Origin of the sequence: Chitinophaga sp. Hz27, assembly GCF_042263525.1 — a bacterium.
Classification (GTDB): domain Bacteria; phylum Bacteroidota; class Bacteroidia; order Chitinophagales; family Chitinophagaceae; genus Chitinophaga.
In genome coordinates, this window is record NZ_JBHKFJ010000006.1 from 481,509 (window position 1) to 502,476 (window position 20,968).

The following is a 20,968-nucleotide window of genomic DNA, read 5'->3' on the forward strand; positions in this document are numbered from 1 at the left end:
TGATTATTGAAAAAGGTTTTGCAGATGAATAAACGTATCGTCATTGCTTTTTTAGCAATTTTAATAACAGGGTTTAAGGCAAAGTCACAGGAGATCAAAAAGTTTTTTCCTGAAAAAGACCTGATCACCACTGGCATCTACTATTATCCTGAACATTGGGACGAATCGCAATGGGAGCGGGATATAAAGAAAATTGCCGACATGGGATATGAGTTCGTGCACCTTGCAGAATTCGCATGGTTTCGACTGGAGCCGGAAGAGGGTAAATTCGACTTTAAGTGGTTGGATAAGGTTGTTGGTATTTGTGAGAAAAATAACCTGAAAGTACTGCTGTGCACACCTTCTGCTACCATGCCGGCCTGGATGGGGGAGAAGTACCCGGAAACCTATATCATGTATGGGAATTATATACGTGGAGAACATGGTACCCGTGGTCTTGGCTCAAATGCAAATGCGAAATACAAGTTCTTTGTTGAAAGAATTGTTACTGCATTGGCGAAGCATTACGGACAGAATAAAAACGTAGTGGGCTGGCAGTTAGACAATGAGCCGGATGCAAAAACGGATTATAGTCCGGCAGCGCAGCAAGCGTTCAGGCAGTGGTTGCAACGTAAATATAAAACTATTGAAACCTTGAATGCCGCCTGGGGAGCGGCATTCTGGAGCCAGCGATACAATAGTTTCAACCAGGTAATTATTCCTAACCTCACTCTGGTGAACTGGTGGGGAAATAACCCACATGCATTGCTCGACCTTAAAAGGTATTCCGCTGATGAGCAGGCGGCATTCCTGGATTTTCAGGCAACAGCATTAAGAAAAAACATCTCTCCAAACCAATACATTACCACTAATTATACAGCTATCAGTCCTGCTGCGAATCCAAGACTGACCAAGAAACTGGATTTCGCGGCTTATACGGCCTATCCCAATGGAGGTGCCGGCAATAATGGTAGTCTGGGCTTCAGATTAGGAGATAGTAAAACACTGTTGTTTGCTTCCGAATATTATAAATCAGTAGGTGGGGTGAGCGGTGTAATGGAAATGCAGCCAGGGCCTACTAATTGGGCAACACAAGCCTCTTTGCTTTTACCGGGTACTGTCAGAATGTGGCTGTATCATAGTTTTGCTGCGGGCGGTAAACTCGCCTGCTCTTATCGTTTCCGGCAGGTTCTTTATGGCGCAGAGCAATACCATGGGGCAGTGATTAAGACCGATGGTATAACGCCTTCGCAAGGCGGGGAAGAATACATTCAATTTAACAAGGAAATCAAACAATTAAGGCAGCTGTATAAGCCTGGCACATCATTGCCACAGCAATTGGCAGCAAGAAAAACTGCTATCGTTTGGAACCTGGAGAACTATTGGACTATCGACAGACAAAAGCAGAATGTGCGCTGGGATTCATGGAATTACCCAGTTAAATTCATGGAAATAGCTGCATCTTTTGGTGCGCCAGTAGATGTTGTCGATGAAAACGCAAATTTATCTGACTACAAGGTTGTCATCATTCCTGCTTATGAAATGGCAGATCCGGCGCTAATAAAGAAATGGACACAGTATGTGGAGCAGGGCGGCCATCTGATCATTACCTGCCGTACCGCTACCATGGACCGTAACGGCCATTTCTGGGAAGGAGAAACGGCAGCACCGCTATCAGCATTGATTGGTGCGCATATTACCAACAGTGATATGATTATACCCTATAGCAAGGGTGATGTGCTCTCCGGCCAGAATCATTATCCCTGGAATATCTGGGGAGATCTGCTAAAAGTGGATGATGGCACTACTATCCTGGCAAGTTACAACGACCAGTTTTACAAAGGTACCACTGCTGTTGTAAAAAGAAATATAGGTAAAGGCACCGTAACTTATATTGGCGTGGTAACGGATGACATGAAGCTGGAAAAGGAAATATTGGAAACGAATTATAAGGAAGTAGGTGCTGAGGTAGCGCATTATCCAGCTGGCGTATATGCTTATTGGCGAGATGGATTTTATGTGGCAATTAATTATTCTTCTGAAAATTATGAAATGAAATTGCCGGCAAATGCGAAAATCCTGATAGGGAATAAAACGCTGGAACCTGCTGGCGTATTGGTTTGGAATGAGTAAAAATTAAAAAAAATAATACAATGAAATTTTTATTTGCAGCCATATTGTTTATTGCGGTTGGTCATAGTTGCCCGGCACAAAATGTGAAAACTGTCAGTGCTGAGCCTATCACAACCCTCCCTGCGCCCCCCGCTGGTTTTAACATGCAGCGCGATAGTATCGCTCATGGAAAACTGAGCATCGTTCAATACGATTCCAAAACATTGGGCAAACGCCGGGAAATGAGCGTGTATACGCCACCGGGATATTCCCCTGCGAAGAAATATCCTGTTATTTATCTGTTGCATGGGATTGGAGCCGATTATCGCCAATGGACAGAATGGTGCCAGGCAGATAATATTGCAGATAATCTTATTGCAGATGGTAAAATGAAACCTGTAATTATTGTTTTTCCTAACTGTGATGCCCGGTTAACGGTGGATGATACCACTGCGGCTAATCGCTCTGGAAAAGCGGATAATTTTGAAGGTTATAGAAAAGCATTTGAAGATGATTTAATAAAAGATATCATCCCTTATATCGATTCCCATTATTCCACTATCAGTAATCGTAAATATCGCGCACTGGCAGGATTGTCGATGGGTGGCGGCCAATCCTTTAATATCGGCCTTTATCATCTGGAGACCTTTGCCTACGTAGGTGGTTTTTCATCGGCGCCCAATACCAATATGTTTGGTGGAATGTATAATGATGTCAAATTCATCCCGGATATGAAAAGTGCCAGGAAGAACCTGAAACTCTTATGGGTCGGTTGTGGAGATAAGGATGGCCTTTTCTGGGTGAGCGAAAAGGTACATCAGTACCTCAAAGAAAATGATATACCGCATGTTTGGACAGTAAGCAATTATGCACACGACAACAGAGAGTGGGACCGTAATCTGTTCTTGTTTGCCCAGCAGGTGTTCAGTGGAAGATGAACCATTAAATGATTTTTAAAAATGAAGAAAAATATAGGACTGTTAATGATCCTGCTGATGGCTATTGGAGGATCATCGCATGCACAAAAGAAAAAAGACCAGCAGGCAGGTATTCCGTCGCGTGTCATTAATATCGATTTTAACAAATCATCCGGTAAGCTCAATACCATGTTTAATGAGTGTGTGGGTGCCGGACGCGCTAATGAAGGCCTCAGAGCCGATTGGCAGCAACAGCTGGCTTATGTAAAGAAAGAATGTGGTTTCAGATATATTCGTATGCATGGCCTCCTCTCGGACGACATGGCAGTGTATACTCAGGATGATAAAGGGAATCCGGTATATAACTACATGTATATTGATGTACTATTTGATTTTTTACATAGTATTGGAGTGAAACCATTTGTGGAACTGGGTTTTATGCCATCGGCACTGGCAAGTGGCCCCAAAACTATCTTCTGGTGGCGTGGAAATGTTACCCCACCCCGAGATTATGAAAGGTGGGGAGCACTGGTAGAAAATCTAACCCGTCACTTTACGGAACGCTATGGTGCCGAAGAAGTAAAGACCTGGTACTTTGAAGTCTGGAATGAACCTAACTTAGATGGTTTCTGGGCAGGCACGCAAGATGACTATTTCAAATTATATACTTATAGTGCAAAAGCAATCAAAAGTGTGAATGCGTCCTATCGTGTTGGAGGCCCTGGTACAGCCGGTGCTGCCTGGGAACCTGAAATGATTGCCTACTGCCAGAAACATCAGGTGCCTATAGATTTTATCAGCACACATGCCTATGGTGTAAAGCAGGGATACCTGGATGAATTTGGCCGTTCTGGTACGGTGCTGGACAAAAATCCTATGAGTGTCAGTGGTGATGTATTGCAATCCCGCAAAGAAATTACCAATTCTACCATGCCTCAATTGGAGCTTCATTATACCGAATGGAGTGCATCCTATACGCCTGCAGACCCTATTCATGACAGCTATCACGAAGCGGCATACGTCCTGCAAAAGATAAAACAGGTAGGTAATGCTGCCAATTCTATGTCGTACTGGGTGTTTACAGATATATTCGAGGAGGCAGGTCCTCGCTTTACGCCGTTCCACGGCGGATTTGGTATGCTAAGTACGCAGGGTATCAATAAACCGGTGTTCTACGCTTATCAGTTTATGAACAGGCTGGGAAACACGGAATTAGTTAACAACGATTCTACTTCATGGGTATGCAAGGATTCAGTGGGTAATATACAGGTGCTGGCCTGGGACTTTACCAATACGCATCCTGGCGATTCCGTACATAACCAGGATTATTATGTTCGTGATCTTCCTGCGTTCTCTAAAGGGAAATTAAAAGTTAGTATCGCGAATGTTCCGGAAGGCAATTATGCACTTGAAATATACAAGGTTGGGTACCGTAACAACGATGCGTATACTTCTTATCTTTCTCTTGGCAAGCCTGCCCAGCTTAATAAGCAACAGGTAGAACAAATAAAGAAACAAAATGATGGTGCTCCTGTATCCAGGGAAATGGTAGCTGTTAAAGCTGGTCTTCCTTTTACAAAAGAGCTGGATATCCGTGAGAACGATGTATTCCTCCTCAATATCATCCGGCTCTAACTGGCTCGATTGGATAAGCTGAAAGTATTAAAAAGATGATGTCAAAATAAATAATTTCAAACTATGTTTTGCTTATCAAAAATCTGGCGAATAGTATTGTTGCTAATAGTTTTTACATTACCCCTGTTCGGTCATAACTATTGCTTTGGCCAATTGTCTCTGCCAAAAGTATTTGGAAGTAACATGGTTTTGCAAAGAGATATTTTAATTCCTGTTTGGGGCAATGCCACACCCGGCGCCTCTATTAAAGCACAGCTGGGCAAAGAAACTGTCGATACTAAAACGGGTAAGGATGGGAAATGGATGGTGCATTTCCCTAAACTTAAAGCTGGTGGCCCTTATACACTCAAGATAATATCGAGCGGAAATCCTGCAGCTACTATTATCCTTGAAGGTATTCTTATTGGAGATGTATGGCTGGCTTCCGGACAGTCGAATATGGAATGGCAGGTACAGCAGGCGGGTAATGCCAGGGAAGAAATAGAACATGCGGGTTTCCCTGAGATTAGATTTCTTGTGGTAGACCATGATATAGAAGTAAAAGAACAACCAGATATTTTATCTGGAAAATGGAAGGTTTGCGATACCGCAACTGTGAAAGACTTTTCGGCAGTGGCTTACTATTTCGCCCGGAAAATTCATCGAGATCAAAATGTTCCTGTGGGCATTATACAAAGTACCTGGGGCGGCACACCGGTAGAAGCCTGGACAAGCCGTGATAAACTGCTCACCTCATCACTCACCAGTAGCCGGGTTGCGGAGGGAAGCATGCCAGTACCAGCGGATTTTGTAACTGATAGTCTGAATACCATTCGCTTCTGGCAGTTGCTGTATCAGCCACCAGCTGCTGCAGAAAAAGAGATTTCCGCTCCTGATTACAACGATGCGGACTGGCAGGAAATGAACGTGCCAGGATTGCTGAAAGACCAGGGCATTAAGCCTGCAGAAACGATCGTCTGGATGCGGAAAAAAATCGTACTCCCGGCATCGTTTGCAGAAAAAGAGCTGACACTGAATGCTGGCCATCCGGAGATGAATTATTCGATTTATTTCAATGGCACGGAAATATGCAAAAATGTTTGGAATGCAGCGCCCCTTCACACATTTAAAGTGCCGGGAAGTTTGGTTAGAACAGAAGAAAATACGGTGACGATCAGAATAGCCATGTTATGGGGTGGGGGAGGATTGAATCCTCCTGCAGATGATATTTATATTACTGAAGGCAATTCCAGGATTTCATTGGCAGGAAAATGGAAATTTAAGTCAGGTCTTGAACCAGCGCTGCCAGTGATTCAAAATTATCAAACTTACCCTTCGCTACTTTATAACGGTATGATAAACCCGCTTATTCCATTTGGGATGAAAGGTGTCATTTGGTACCAGGGAGAAGCGAATGTATCTGCCGCATATAATTACCAGACCTTATTTCCTATGATGATTAAAGATTGGAGAGCGCGTTGGCAACAGGGAAATTTTCCATTTTTGTATGTTCAGCTGGCCAATTTCCATAAAGCAAAACCTGTACCTGGAGAAAGTGATTGGGCAGCGTTAAGAGAAGCACAAAAGCTGACCTTATCTCAGGAAAACACGGCTATGGCATGTGCTATCGATATCGGGGATGCAGAAAGTATTCATCCTTTGAATAAGCAGGAAGTTGGCCGCCGTTTAGCATTATTAGCCAACAAACTGGCGTACGGGCAATCTATTGTTGCCTCCGGGCCATTGTACAAAGCTTCGCAGAAGGAAGGCAATAGTATACGGATAAGCTTTACTGATACGGGGTCTGGACTTGCCACTAAAGATGGAGCATCTCTTACGGGTTTTACCATTGCTGGCAAAGACGGACGTTTTCAGCATGCCAAGGCCGTAATTGCAGGGAACCAGGTGGTTGTTTTCGCAGATGAAGGTATTGATCCGGTAGCAGTAAGATATGCATGGGCAGATAATCCAGCGTGTAACCTTATCAATAAGGAAGGTTTGCCCGCTGTTCCATTTAGGACTGATAATTGGAAAATTACCACTCAAGAATAGACATGAAGTAATAATAATACTTAGCTAAACCAGCTTTTTGAGAGTCCATTAATTATAAAAGCCTTCAGGTGTTTAATCTGAAGGCTTTTATAATTACTACATTTTTTGAAAATACACTGAAGGATTGCGGCGCGATCACTATTGTTATTACGTTTCAACGGAAATTGCCGGGCTGGTATGACAGCTGCAAATTTTAATACTAAATTAATCAGTATTAATCATTTCTGGCAAACAACTTGTCAAGATATAATCCTGAATTATTGTCATTGTAACAATTAAAAAAAAGCCCAGTGAAAACGAGCGTACTATTTGCTATTGGCGTAATATTATTTTCCTTGGTAACGTCCTGTAGACGGGAGTTTGTTAGTGTTGCGCAAAAGGAGGTATTGAATAACCACGATACCGTATTCGTGCATCCCGGTTTATTGCACAAAGCATCGGATTTCGACCGAATGAAAAGTAAGGTAGGAGCGGGCGCGGAACCCTGGATCTCCGGCTGGAACCAGCTCCTGGCTAATCCGCATAGCGCGCTTAGCTGGCAACCAAATCCGGTGGATACTGTTTATCGCGGCAGTGATGGCGTTCATAGAGAAAATTACGGGCAGCTGTATAACGACATTGCAGCAGCATACGCTACAGCGTTGAGATGGAAGATTTCCGGAGATAAAGATTATGCAGAGAAATCAATACAAATCATGAATGCATGGTCTGGGAGATTAAAGGCAATCGGCGGTAACAACGATGCAAACCTGGCGGCAGGAATATATGGCTACCAGTTTGCAAACGCTGCTGAAATAATGAGATCTTATCCGGGCTGGGCTACAGCGGATTTCGCCAGATTCCAGAAAATGATGCTGAATGTTTTTTATCCTATGAACCATGCCTTTCTTTCCAGAAAGGAAAAGTGCATGAGCCATTTCTATGCAAACTGGGACCTTTGCGTGATGAATTCCATTCTGGCAACAGGGATCTTATGTGATAACAGAGACCTATATAACGAAGCCATTCATTATTTCAAATATGGAACAGGGAACGGCGCCATAGAAAATGCAGTTTACTTTATTCATCCTGATGGATTGGGGCAATGGCAGGAGAGTGGACGGGATCAAGGCCATACAACGCTGGGAATTGGCCTGATGGGCACTTTCTGTGAAATGGCATGGAATCAGGGAGATGACATGTATGGTTACGATAATAACAGGTTTCTAAAAGGGGCAGAGTATGTAGCAGCATACAACCTCGGTGATTCAGTTTCTTTTAAACCCTACACAAATTGTGTTGGTGTAGTACAGGATATTATCAGCAGCGGCAGTCGTGGTAACATCAGACCGGTGTGGGAACTGGTCTACAATCATTATGTAAATCGTAAAGGATTGGCCGCACCATACTGTACGCGGATGGCGCAGAAAGTAAGACCGGAAGGTGGAGGAGGTAATTATGGGCCTAACAGCGGCGGTTATGATCAGCTTGGCTATGGAACCCTCACTTTTTCACTCAAATAGTCCATAGCACAAGCTGCAATCTAACTAATCCACGCCTACATTATTTAATAGTGTAATCCTTTGAGTCTACTGTTGATAACCTGAAATATCCATAAGCAAAATTGTCGGGGTGACTTTGATTGACAATATTACCTCTTACTGTGCCGGGTGTTGTTTGAAAAGGGCCGGCGCCAGCTCCGGATGCTGTTAATATTTTTCTGAAGTAATCATAGTATCTTCTGGAAATACCATACAGCCTGATGTTTAGCTTGTCGCCGGCCTTGAGGTCCTTGTCGGAAAAGTACCCCCTGATTAGATTGCCCTGACTGTTCTTATCATCTTCGGCCTTATAGTCCGGGAATTTTGATACAGGCGAGACAATACGTTGTAAATAATAATTGTCGACATTACCATTATCCTGGTAAGAGAAGGTAATTTCAATGGCATCTCCACTAAAACCACCATTGTTTTTTTGGACAATTTCATTTTCTATATTTGGTACATCTATGAAAGTTTCGTTAGCAGTATATATTTCTCCATTCAACACTACTTGTAAATTATAATGCTCACCTATTTCCGGAAGGAAATTAGTACAGACATATTCTCCGGTGCCAGGATTTTCTATGAAATTAAAAACTGTATTTTGGGAATTTGTTATATTAATTTTAGCCCCTGAAACTGTTGGGAATGTAGAACTATAGTATCCTGTGGTGGTGGTGAGTTTTATTTTTTGCTCATTTCCGGTGCTGCCCTTAATCCAATCTATTGATGCATCAATTACCAGTCTTGGCGGTGCTGTCTCTAAATCCACATCTACTACTTTTTTGCAGGACAACTGAAAAAGACAGCATAACAGCAGTACCCATTTAAATTTATTTTTCATGTTATTCGCATTAAAATTTGAAATTGTAGGTAACGCCGGGGATGATACCAAAAATAGATATTCTCGTTGCCTCACTAAGTCCTGATTCCTTGTTCTGCTCAAACATCAGCGCTGCGGCATTGCTTCTGTTGTAAACATTGTAGATGCTGAATACCCATTCACCTTTCCATCTTTTTTTACTATCAGGTTTGGGAACATAGGTGGCTGAAAGGTCTAAGTGGTGATAGGCTGGTAATGAATTGCCATTTCGTACACCATAATTTCCGATAGTAATACCCTGATATTCATATTTGCCGATAGGAAAAGTAGCAGCTTTCCCTGTTTGATAGGTAAATATGCCACCCAGGCCCCATTTCTTGGTTAGTTGATAGGCGCCGGTCAGGGAAAGGTTATGTGTTTTGTCGTAATTGGCCCGATACCATTTCCCATTGTTAATACCGGGTTCTGAGGCATTTCTACCTGGTGTGCGCTGTTCTGCCCGGGAAAGTGTGTAGGAAAGCCAGCCTGTCAGTTTTCCGGTATTTTTCTTCAGCATCACTTCGAGTCCGTACGATCTTGCCTCCCCGTTGAGTAATACTTGCTCTAACGCTTTTTGGGCAATCAACTCCGCACCATCAATGTAATCCGCTTTGTTCTTGATTTTCTTGTAAAAAGCTTCTGTTTCCAATGAATATCTTCCATCGCTTATATTCCTGAAATATCCAACTGCAAACTGGTCAAGAATTTCAGGCTTTAAATATTGGTCACTCGGCGCCCAGATGTCGAGCGGTGATACGGAAGCCGTGTTAGAAATTAAATGGATGTATTGACACATACGATTATAACTCGCCTTTACGGATTGGTCATTGTTAATGGCGTAAACTATTGCCAGGCGTGGTTCTATATTTCCAAAAGTATTAATCCGTTCGTTTTTGTTGTAATGCGTGGTGCTGATAGGTGTCCCAGCCTCATAAATTTGTAACTCGGGATTGAAAACCACGGCTTGGTTTTGTGCGTAATTATTTATGTTTTGTTCGCCCAACCGTTGGAAATTACTATATCGCAGGCCATAGTTTAAAGAGATTTTATCGGTGAACTTTTGTTCTACACTTAAGTATAATGCATTTTCCAAGGCATACTTTTTTTCAATCTGATCGGGATTAATGGGGGAGGTGGCATCTAATGGTTTAATGGTTCCTGGATTGAATTTATAATATATAGCGTTAAAGCCATAACTCAGTACAAGGTTGTCAGATAAGTGATGATTAAAATCATATTTCAGATTGAAGTTTCGAATGTCTGAAACCCAGTCTATTCCGACATATTTTATTTTCAGACCATAATCATACTTGCTGTAAATGATGGATGCATTGGAGAAGAATTTATCAGAAAAGAGATGATTCCAACGAAGGTTGAAGAAAGAATTTCCATAGTTATTGCTAAAGAAATTGTTGAAGTCCATGTTATCTTTTCCAAAATATCCAGATAAGAAAACCCTGTTATTATCATTAATCTTGTAATTCAATTTGGCATTCAGGTCATAGAAAGAAACCGCATTGGAATTGTTAGCCATTTTCATAAACAGCTGAGCATAGGAAGACCGGCCGGCAATTATAAAAGAACCTTTATCTTTTACAATAGGTCCTTCCGCCATTAGCCTGCTCGAAACCACGCCAATACCACCTGTCAGGTGAAAGTCTTTATTATTCCCTTCCTTTTGATAGATATCGAGCACAGATGAGGTGCGTCCGCCAAAATTTGCCGGTATTCCACCTTTATATAATTTCAAGTCTTTGATAACATCAGAATTGAAAACAGAGAAGAATCCGAAAAGGTGTGAGGTATTGTAAACTGTGGCCTCATCCAAGAGTATTAAGTTGCCATCCACAGAACCGCCTCTGACATTAAATCCTGTTGATCCTTCCTGCGCATTGGAAACACCTGGGAGCTGTAAAATAGCCCGTACAACGTCTACTTCCCCTAAAACTGCCGGCATTTTTTTTATAGTGGCAATAGAGAGTTTATTCACACTCATTTCCGGTTTTCGAATGTTGCTGACTGAATTATTGTGCCTGATGACTACTTCATTTAATGTTTTACTTTTGTCAAGCATCGAATAATTCTTCTTGATGTTTCCGTTGAGGATAATGTGTTCTTCAATATTTTCAAATCCTAAACAACTGATAACTATTGTATATTCTCCTTTAGGCAGGGTAATAGAGTAGAAACCATAAGCATTGGTAATAGTTGAAACTTTTGCTTCAGCGATGAAAATACTGGCGCCAATTATTGTTTCGGTATTTAATTTTGCACTGATTATTCCACTAAGCGTAACTTTCTCCTGTGAGTTGGCACAAATTGAAATAGTTGATAATAGGATGGTATAAAGTACCTTGTAGCTCATCATTTAATATCGATTTAACGACACAAAACTATTCCTTTGGCTCATCGACCTTTTTTAATTATACCAAACGTTGTATCTTTTATAGCAAAGTAGCATACCTTACTACTAAATATATTTTTTGTTATATACGTTCCTGCATTACCTGCTTTCGTATAAAAAGTCCGGGCATTTGTATAAAAACCGGCAGAAGAAATCCCTTAGTTGTTAAGTTTGCTATACACTATTTTGTAAATGAATGATTTTACCAATCAACGGCTTATTAACGAAAACGCGCTTTTCCGTTTCCTGACCTCCTCCAGGCTCAGGGTATACCGCCATTCTATTTTTATTATTTTTTTAGGTGTTGTGTTATACAATAGTACCACTGTAATAGACAATCCAATTGTAATTTTTGCATATTTTATCCTGCTTTTTTATATCAATATGTATGTGCTGGTGCCAAAGTTTTTGTTCAGAAATAAAAATATTTCTTACTGCCTGTCGGTAATAGGTATTCTATTAGTAGTAGCTGTTTGTGGTTATTTTTTTAATCCTTTTAATAAGAATAACGGGTTGAATATTCCGCTTTTCTCTTTCCTTACTATACTCCTGCTGGCTGCTTCGTCCTCAATAAAGCTTTTTCAGAAAGGAATGAAGGACAGGCAATTGATCTATGAATTGGAACAGTCAAAAACCAATGCGGAATTAGAACAATTGAAGAATCAAATCAATCCGCATTTCTTGTTTAATATGCTAAATAATGCCAATGTTTTAACAAAGAAAGACCCAGAGAAGGCTTCACAGGTTTTAATGAAATTGAGCGATTTACTTCGCTATCAACTGTATGACAGTGCAAGGGATAAAGTACTTTTAACTTCTGATATTCGTTTCTTGGAAGATTTTTTAAATTTGGAGAAGGTAAGGCGGGATAGTTTTGATATACTTATTTCAAAAGAAGGAAATTTAAGTGGTGTACAAATCCCACCTTTGCTATTTATTTCGTTTGTAGAGAATGCCGTGAAACATAATAACGATGCAACAAATTCCTCTTATGTGCATCTGTATTTCGATGTTAGGAACGATGTACTATTCTTTAAGTGCATCAATTCCAAACCCGTGGTTGGATCAGTAAATAGTACAGGGGGATTAGGATTAATGAATGTCAAACGTAGATTAGCACTCCTTTTCCCGGAAACGCATCAGCTTATCATCGAGGATGGCCCTGAGAATTATTGCGTAACCTTGACAATATCTTTATGACCTGCCTGTTAATTTGTAATGTTCCCTTGATAGCGAACGCAATTGAATTATTGATCGACAAATCCAAGGATCTGGTACTGGTGGGATCATGCAATAATACAGTTGAAGCTGCAAGATTATTTTGTACATATAAAGTAGATATTGTGTTTGTGGATATTCAGGCGGATGAGACCCAAGGATATACTTTTGTTAAAGAGATTCCGTACGAAACGTTTGTTATATTTATTGCAGCATATTATTCAAGTGAAATTGGCGTATCATTTTCGGATATTTCTTTTGATGCAAGAAATGGTCGGTTTCAAAAGGGAGTTGATATGGCAAGAGTATATTCCAACATCTTAAAGAAAGACAATTCGAATATTTCAGAAGGTTATTTTGTTTTGTAGTAATAAGTAATAGTGTATGAACTGTATTATAGTAGATGACGAGCCATTGGCCAGAGATGCCATACAGATGTTGATTGAACAGACCGCTGATTTAGATTTAATTGGATCGTTCAATAACGCTGACACTGCTGCAAATTTTTTAAAGCAACATGATGTGACGTTGGTTTTCCTTGACATACAAATGCCAGGGATTAATGGCATCGAGTTTGCCCGGACGATTCCCAAAGATACTTTTGTGATTTTTACAACCGCCTATTCGGAGTTTGCAACCGATAGTTATGAAGTAGATGCAATAGATTACCTGATAAAGCCAGTAAAAATAGAACGTTTTCAGAAAGCGGTTGAAAAGGCTCATACTTACTATAAGTTACTAAAAACAGAGGAGGCAAATAGCAATATTGAAAGGGTAGCAGATGATTTTCTCTTTATAAAAGCTGAACGGAGAATTTTCAAAATCTATTTCAATAACATACTTTTTATTCAGGGATTAAAGGATTATGTTGTGATGCACAGTGATACGCAGAAAGTAATTTCAGCGATAAATCTCAAGAATATCTATGATCAGTTACCCAAAAATATGTTTGTAAGAGTGAGTAAATCGTATATCATAAACGTTAAGCATATTGATTCGGTGGATAATAATACCATTTATATCGGCACAAACGAAATCCCAATCGGTAACGTTTACAGAGATGTTTTTTTCAATGAATTTGTAACAAAAAAAATAGTGAATAAGTAGATAGCCAAGAGAATGTAAACCATCCATACCAAGTTTTCCTGCAGTCAGTATGCAGTATAAATGATTACAACTCGTATGAGTAAAGCATTTATTCTCTTCCCGTAAATTTTTCCCCGCTATTTCAAAAAAAAACAATTTGGTAATATATTTATTCGGTTTTTTTTGTAATATTGCCGCGTCTTTGTTTCAGAGACAAAAGCGATAGCCAAATTTACAGCTTCCATAACAATCCTTCGGTGAGCAGACAATGTAACTCACTATAGCGTTAGCTATATCGTTAATGCAAAAGACTCAAAAATTACCATAAAGTAAATCATTTCATAACTCCAGAATGCACTGCTGTCACCTCAGTAGTTGATCCTATTTATTTTACAAATGCGATAATCATCTTCATCCCTTCATGCTGCGTTTAAGCAGGTGACGGGGCTTGCTGTCACCGGAAATTTTAGTTTACCTACCAACAGACTATTACAGGCATCACTTGTTGTCATCTCGTTTGATTTCCCCTAAGTATGTAGTAATCTCGTTTTGTTACCCGTTGAGCATTGCAAGCCCATCTCCATCCTCGCTTCAAACTCTTGAAAGTGGAAATTCACCCATAATTTTTGTAATAACTCTATGAACGCTTTAGACATCATCACGGAATTACGGAGATATCATGTTGTGCCGCGACTCGATAAGGGCCAGCTCCGTCTTGCAGGAGAGGTGGCCAACCTGCCACAGGATTTTATTGAAATGATAAGGTCTCGTAAACAAGAGCTGATAGCCTTCCTCGACAACTCCTCTGATACACAGGCCTATGCGCCCATTCCCCTTGTCGCAGCAGCAGAAAGTTACCCCGCATCCAATGCACAACACCGCCTATGGCTACTCAGCCAGTTTGAAGGCGGAAGCGAAGCATATAACATCGTTACTGCCCTGCATCTTCAAGGACAAGTAAGCATAACACAGTTAGAAAACGCATTCCATTGGTGTATACAAAGACATGAATCACTGCGCACCGTTTTCAGAGAAATAGATGGCGTTCCTAAACAAATAGTGATGCCAGATATGCCATTCAGCATCGCTTTTCAGGATATAAGTGAACACACTGATCAAGTGGAATTCCTGCGCACATCCGCCGCCAACGCGGCTGCCAAAGCATTCGACCTTTCACGAGGACCACTAATCGATGTACAACTCTTTGCACTGTCGGCAGATGAATATGCCATGATATTTTCTGTGCATCATATCATCAGTGATGGCTGGTCTGTCGGCGTTTTGATACAGGAAGTCATGCGCGCCTATGAAGTAGGCTGCCGGAATCAATCTGATACCACCGCTCCCTTACGCATACAATACAAAGATTATGTTCACTGGCTCCAGGAAAAAATCGCTGGCCCCAAAGGCCGCAAGGCAAAGGATTTCTGGATGCACGCACTCGCAGATCAACCAGAACCACTGCAGCTGCCAACAGATTTCTCCAGACCCGCCATACGCTCCTTCGATGGTGCTATCTCCAAAAATTATTTCCCCGCAACATTATATACGAAACTCACCCAGTGCTGCAAGCAACATCAGATAACGCCGTTTAATTTTCTGCGTGGTGTACTCAGCATACTGTTATACAAACTCTCCGGACAGGAAGTATTCCTGATAGGCACGCCTGTTTCAGGAAGAAACCACTATGAGCTGGAACATCAGATGGGGCTCTATGTGAATACACTGCCGCTCAAAGCTGTGATAGACCCGGCAGCATCGTTTATGCAGCTGCTGCAACAACATACCAATAACCTGTTTCAGGCTTTTGAATACCAGGACTATCCCCTGGACAACATCATCGAAGACCTCCAGGTGAAACGGGATACAGCCCGCAACCCCTTGTTTGATGTGATGATGGTATTGCAAAATACTGCTGTAGGTGACGGCGCCGTGAATTTCACCAAACAGTATGGCTTTGAAATGAGTATGCTGGATCGTAAGCTACCTGTAACTGTAGCTTCCCGCTCCGCCAAGTTTGACCTCACCTTCAATTTCGGCAATGAACCCGGTGGCGAATTCTATATTGAAATAGAATATGCCACCAAACTGTTTACTGCCGGCCGTATTGAAGCCTTCAGAAATATTTATCTGCATTTACTGGAACAAGCATTAGAAAATGTTGATCGCAGTATCCGCGATTTTACTACTGTTGATGACACGCTGCAACATCAGCTGCTGCATGTTTTCAATGAACCGGTAACTTCAGTAGCAATAGATAGTATCCCTGCTTTAATAGCGCCTTCGTTTGTTACTTATGCTGATAAAACCGCTATCATAGCGGGCGACAGATCACTCACCTATGCGGAACTAGATCGTCTTTCAGATAAGGGCGCTACTTATTTACGTACCTTGCTCAACAGCCCTGGTCAGTTTACCGGTTTGTTGATGGAGCGATCAGAATGGACGATCATCGCGATACTGTCTATCCTGAAAGCAGGAGCTGCCTATGTTCCAATTGATACAAAATATCCCGCCGGCAGAATAAAATATATTCTCGACGATGCACAGCCATCACTGCTGCTCGTAGATGATCATGGCGCTAAACTGGTGCCGGAAGATTTCCAAGGGCATGTGATCAATATTAATGATTGGAAGTCCATACAAAATGGACATCTGCCGGCATCTGCCGCCACAGCCAGTTTGAGCGAAAGTACAGCATATCTGATCTACACTTCGGGTTCTACCGGACAACCCAAAGGGGTGGAAATATGCCACCGTAATACCGTGGCATTTCTGGACTGGGCCAGAACAGAATTTGCTGACACACCCTATGATATTATCTATGCTACCACTTCTTATTGTTTTGACCTCTCCGTATTTGAATTCTTTTTCCCACTACTTAGCGGCAAAACAATCCGCATGATGTCTTCAGCACTGGAGATCTCCTCGTACCTGGACATTGACAGGAATATCATGATTAATACGGTGCCTGCTGTAGTGAAAGCGCTACTCGAAGAAAAGGTCAGCTGGGAACATGTTACCGCCCTCAATATGGCTGGAGAACAGGTGCCCAAACGTTTGAAAGATGACCTTGACTACACAAGAATAGAAGTACGGAATCTCTACGGTCCTTCCGAAGATACCACCTATAGCACGATGTATCGCTTCAGTGATGTTAAATATTCACAGATTCCAATCGGAAAACCGGTAGGCTATACGCAGTTATATATTCTTGATAAAGACGGACAACTACTACCTCCTGGTATAGAAGGTGAAATTTACCTCAGCGGCCAGTCTGTAGCTAAGGGATATTATAATCGTCTGGAGCTGACAGCCACACGTTTCCTTCCTAATCCTTTCGTGCCGGGCCTGACCATGTATAAGACCGGCGATGCCGGCCTGTGGCTGCCTGACGGCAACGTACTATTTACCGGTCGTAAAGATGACCAGGTGAAAGTAAGAGGCTTCCGTATCGAACCCGGCGAAATACAATACCTTTTAGAAATACATCCTGCCATAGAACGCGCAGTAGTAAACGTAACCACCATAGCCGGTGAAAATGCTATCGTTGCCTATTGGACCGGTACGGATGAAGTAACACCTGCCTCGCTGAAAAGCTATCTTGCACAACATCTACCTGCATACATGCTGCCTGATTACTTTATGCAATTGCAGGAAATACCACTCAATAGCAATGGCAAGGTAGACAAGAAGCAGTTGCCGCTGCCTGACGCTTCTGTAGTAAATATAGAAGTGGTTCCGCCTACAAGCCGCTGGCAGCAAGAGTTATGGAAGATATGGAATGAAGTGTTGCAGACAGAAAACTTTGGTATTACACATAATTTCTTTGAACTCGGTGGTCATAGTCTGAAAGCTGCTCGCCTTCGATACCTCGTGCTGCATCAGTTAAAACGGAATATAAGTCTGGATGAAATTTTCCTTTATCCAACGATAGAAAGTCAGGCTGCGATCATTGAAACCCGCGCGGTGAGCGAGTCTGTACATATACCATTAGCAGCCACGCAGCCATACTATCCAATTTCATTTTCACAGGAACGTCTGTGGGTGCTTACAAAATTCGAAGAAGCATCCAGTGCATATCATATGCCGGCAGCATTCAGAATCGATGGCGTATTAGACCGACCATTGCTGGAAGCCGCATTCCGGCAGGTTATTGGCCGATATGAAATATTGAGAACTGTATTTACAGAAAAGAATGGACAACCTGTGCAACTGATCCTCGCTCCAGAAGATATGCCTTTTGCCATCGAGGATATCACCCTTTCAAAATCACTTTCTGAGATAGAAGAGCAGGAGTTCCTGCAACAGCAGTGGCAAAGACCTTTCGACCTGAAGAATGGTCCGCTGCTACGATGCTTTGTGCTGGAAACACCTGCAGGTCGCATCCTTTCTTTCAACATGCATCACATCATCAGCGATGGTTATTCTATCGTGGTGCTTTATAAAAATATTGTTGAAACCTACCGCCGCCTGCAAGCAGGTCGCAGTAATCTGTTGCCAGCGCCTGCATTACAATTTAAGGACTTTGCGGCCTGGCAGCGAGAGCAACTGACTGGCGATAAATTACAGGAACAATTAGATTTCTGGCAGGAGATTTTTAGTGAAGAAGTACCTACGCTGGAACTGCCAACAGATTTTCATCGTCCTGATGTAAAGACCTACCAAGGCTCTTCTTCGCGTTTTTTTCTCCATAAATCTATTTCTTCTCAACTAATAACACTATCAAAAAAATCTGGCGTGAGCCTCTTTATGACGCTTACAGCCGCCATTAATATATTGTTGTCCAAGTATACCGGGCAGCGAGATATTGTAGTAGGTACGCCTGCTGCAGGCCGCGGTGAACCACAACTGCAGGACCAGATCGGCTTCTTTGTAAATACGCTGGCAATACGCTCTAACATTGATCCACAGGCCACTTTTGCAGATTTTCTATTACAAGAACGCGATCAGCTATTGCGTGCATTTGAATACCAATCATTTCCTTTTGAATTGTTGATAGACGCCTTACAATTAAAGCGTAACCTTTCTCGTTCACCACTCTTTGATGTGATGATCGTGTTACAGAATATTGATGGGTTGAATAGAGAAGATATGCGGGAGATTGCACCTGGACTGCGTTTTGATCCACTGATGTTGTCTGGTGGCACTGCTAAATATGATCTCACCTTCACCTTCGCTGAAGAGCAGGAAGGGCTGGTGCTGGAACTGGAGTACAATACCAACTTGTTTAAGCAAGAGACCATTGGACGTATGTACCAGCATTTAAATAAACTGTTTGAACAGGTGGTCGCTACGCCGGAAATGATCATCCGTGATATTACCCTCCTGGATAACAAAGAGCTGGAAATCTTACGCAGCAAGGCTGACCAGACGGCAATAGGATATGATCGTACTAAAACAATCGTTGATCTGTTCCACGAAGCAGCTGTGAAATACCCTGATAACACTGCATTGGTAGTAGGAGATAAAAAGCTTAGCTACCGTGAACTTGATATACGTAGCGGGCAACTGGCACGCTGTCTGGTAGCCGATTATGGCGTACAGCCAGAACAACTGGTCGTGTTGCATTTCTCCCGCAACGAATGGATGATCATCTCTATACTGGCAGTACTGAAAGCCGGAGCGGCCTATGTGCCGGTAGATCCAACCTATCCGGCTGCACGCATCGACTACATCATGGAAGATAGCGGCGCCACCTTGGTACTGAGCGATGATGGCCCTTGCCATATAGCGGACAACTGGTCAGCAGCCACAGTTGTAGATATCACACAACTGAATATGGAAGGTAATACATACAGTACGGCTATACGCCCCGAACAGCTGGCATATGTAATCTATACTTCTGGTACCACCGGTAACCCCAAAGGAGTAATGATCGAACATCGAAACGTAAACAGGTTGCTGTTCAACGAAGGCAATCTCTTTACATTCAATGAAAATGACCGCTGGTCTTTATTCCATTCCTATTGCTTTGATTTCTCTGTATGGGAGATGTATGGCGCACTGCTCTATGGCGCTGCATTGGTGATGGTGCCGAAGGAAGTAGCGCAGGACAGTCTCGCGTTTTATGACTTCATACTGGAGGAAGGTGTTACTGTACTCAATCAAACGCCTACCGCCTTCAGAAGTTTTGTGCAACACAATCAGCAACGATTTATCCAGTCGCCGCTGCCGGTGAGATACCTGATATTCGGTGGAGAGGCGTTGATGCCAGACATTCTGCGAAGCTGGAATGCGGCGATGCCGTATTGCCATATCATCAACATGTATGGCATCACTGAAACAACGGTGCATGTTACCTATAAAGAAATTACTGAAGAAGATATTGCCGCAGGTAAAAGTAATATCGGTGTACCGATACCTACGCTCAGCTGCTATGTGCTGGATGCTGCGCTCCAACAGGTGCCTATAGGCGTAGTAGGGGAGCTCTGTGTAGGTGGCGCCGGCGTAGCACGCGGATACCTCAACAAAGCAGCGCTTACTGCAGAAAGATTTGTGGCCGACCCATTGAACAGCGAAGGCCGCTTATACCGCTCTGGTGACTATGCACGGATATTACCTTCCGGTGATCTGGAATACATCGGCCGTAAAGACGATCAGGTGAAGATTCGCGGACATCGCATAGAGCTTGCCGAAGTAGCTACTGCTATCACCAGACAGGAAGGCGTGAAAGATGCCGTTGTAATCCCTCGTAAGCATACAAACGGCGAACATGAGCTGGTGGCCTATTTCATCCCGGTGAACGGATTGCTGCCGCATGAACTGCGCGCGTCACTCTCTGAAGAGTTGCCAATTTATATGGTGCCTTCATACATCATCGCACTCGATGATTTTCCGGTGAACAGCAACGGTAAACTCGACAAAGATGCATTACCCCAACCTGATACTGATACCGCCAGACATACCGTGTTTGTGCCCTATAGAAATGAACTGGATAAGCACATCTCTGCCATCTGGGAAGAAGTACTGGAACGCCCTAACATCGGCATCCGCGATAACTTCTTCGATCTCGGCGGCCACAGCTTGAAGGCTACCCGTGTCATATCCAGGATTAATGAGGCTTATGGCGTGAAAGTAGATCTTAAACATCTCTTTACTGACCCCACAGTAGAGCATCTCTCCAACTACATCGAAACTGTCCGCTGGATGGAAACCCAGGAACAGGTACCAGCAGAAAACCAGGACGAATTAATTTTTTAAG

At 42.5% G+C, this 20,968-nt stretch carries 11 protein-coding genes; 9 read left to right on the forward strand and 2 right to left on the reverse strand.

All coding sequences use genetic code 11. The features are described from left to right. Window positions 1-24: 24 nt before the first annotated feature. The 5 genes from ACE38W_RS16730 (at window position 25) to ACE38W_RS16750 (ending at window position 8,176) form a co-directional block, all read left to right on the forward strand. A complete protein-coding gene (locus tag ACE38W_RS16730) occupies window positions 25-2,112 on the forward strand; it encodes a beta-galactosidase (RefSeq protein ID WP_375832397.1) in 2,088 nt (695 codons plus the stop codon). A 20-nt stretch (window positions 2,113-2,132) separates the two neighbouring features. Beyond that, window positions 2,133-3,029, forward strand: a complete 897-nt coding sequence (locus ACE38W_RS16735; RefSeq protein WP_375832398.1) for an alpha/beta hydrolase — start codon at window positions 2,133-2,135, stop codon at window positions 3,027-3,029. A gap of 21 nt (window positions 3,030-3,050) precedes the next feature. After that, window positions 3,051-4,643: a glycoside hydrolase gene (locus ACE38W_RS16740; protein WP_375832399.1), complete on the forward strand. Its 1,593-nt coding sequence runs from the start codon at window positions 3,051-3,053 to the stop codon at window positions 4,641-4,643. Window positions 4,644-4,826: 183 nt separating this feature from the next. Further along, a complete protein-coding gene (locus ACE38W_RS16745; RefSeq protein WP_375832400.1) occupies window positions 4,827-6,674 on the forward strand; it encodes a sialate O-acetylesterase in 1,848 nt (615 codons plus the stop codon). A 290-nt stretch (window positions 6,675-6,964) separates the two neighbouring features. Continuing rightward, window positions 6,965-8,176, forward strand: coding sequence for an alginate lyase family protein (locus ACE38W_RS16750; protein WP_375832401.1), 1,212 nt, complete (start codon window positions 6,965-6,967; stop codon window positions 8,174-8,176). A 40-nt stretch (window positions 8,177-8,216) separates the two neighbouring features. Here the strand turns inward: ACE38W_RS16750 and ACE38W_RS16755 are convergent, their stop codons facing one another. Both ACE38W_RS16755 and ACE38W_RS16760 read right to left on the reverse strand, forming a co-directional pair. Then, entirely contained in the window at window positions 8,217-9,038 is an 822-nt protein-coding gene (locus ACE38W_RS16755) for a DUF4249 family protein (RefSeq protein WP_375832402.1), read from the reverse strand. Window positions 9,039-9,048: 10 nt separating this feature from the next. Further along, window positions 9,049-11,424 carry a TonB-dependent receptor domain-containing protein gene (locus ACE38W_RS16760; protein WP_375832403.1) on the reverse strand — a complete coding sequence of 792 codons (2,376 nt, stop codon included), beginning with the start codon at window positions 11,422-11,424 and terminating at the stop codon, window positions 9,049-9,051. Between the two features lie 228 nt (window positions 11,425-11,652). Between ACE38W_RS16760 and ACE38W_RS16765 the strand changes: the two genes are divergently transcribed. The 4 genes from ACE38W_RS16765 to ACE38W_RS16780 all read left to right on the forward strand — a co-directional run bounded on the left by ACE38W_RS16765 (window position 11,653) and on the right by ACE38W_RS16780 (window position 20,967). Further along, complete coding sequence (locus ACE38W_RS16765; protein WP_375832404.1) at window positions 11,653-12,660, forward strand: sensor histidine kinase; 1,008 nt, start codon at window positions 11,653-11,655, stop codon at window positions 12,658-12,660. Further along, on the forward strand, window positions 12,657-13,046 hold the full coding sequence (locus ACE38W_RS16770; RefSeq protein ID WP_375832405.1) for a hypothetical protein: 390 nt from the start codon (window positions 12,657-12,659) through the stop codon (window positions 13,044-13,046). The genes ACE38W_RS16765 and ACE38W_RS16770 overlap by 4 nt, the downstream gene beginning before the upstream one ends. A gap of 16 nt (window positions 13,047-13,062) precedes the next feature. Then, on the forward strand, window positions 13,063-13,785 hold the full coding sequence (locus tag ACE38W_RS16775; RefSeq protein WP_375832406.1) for a LytR/AlgR family response regulator transcription factor: 723 nt from the start codon (window positions 13,063-13,065) through the stop codon (window positions 13,783-13,785). Between the two features lie 618 nt (window positions 13,786-14,403). Beyond that, a complete protein-coding gene (locus ACE38W_RS16780; RefSeq protein ID WP_375832407.1) occupies window positions 14,404-20,967 on the forward strand; it encodes an amino acid adenylation domain-containing protein in 6,564 nt (2,187 codons plus the stop codon). The last annotated feature ends 1 nt before the right edge of the window (window position 20,968 follow it).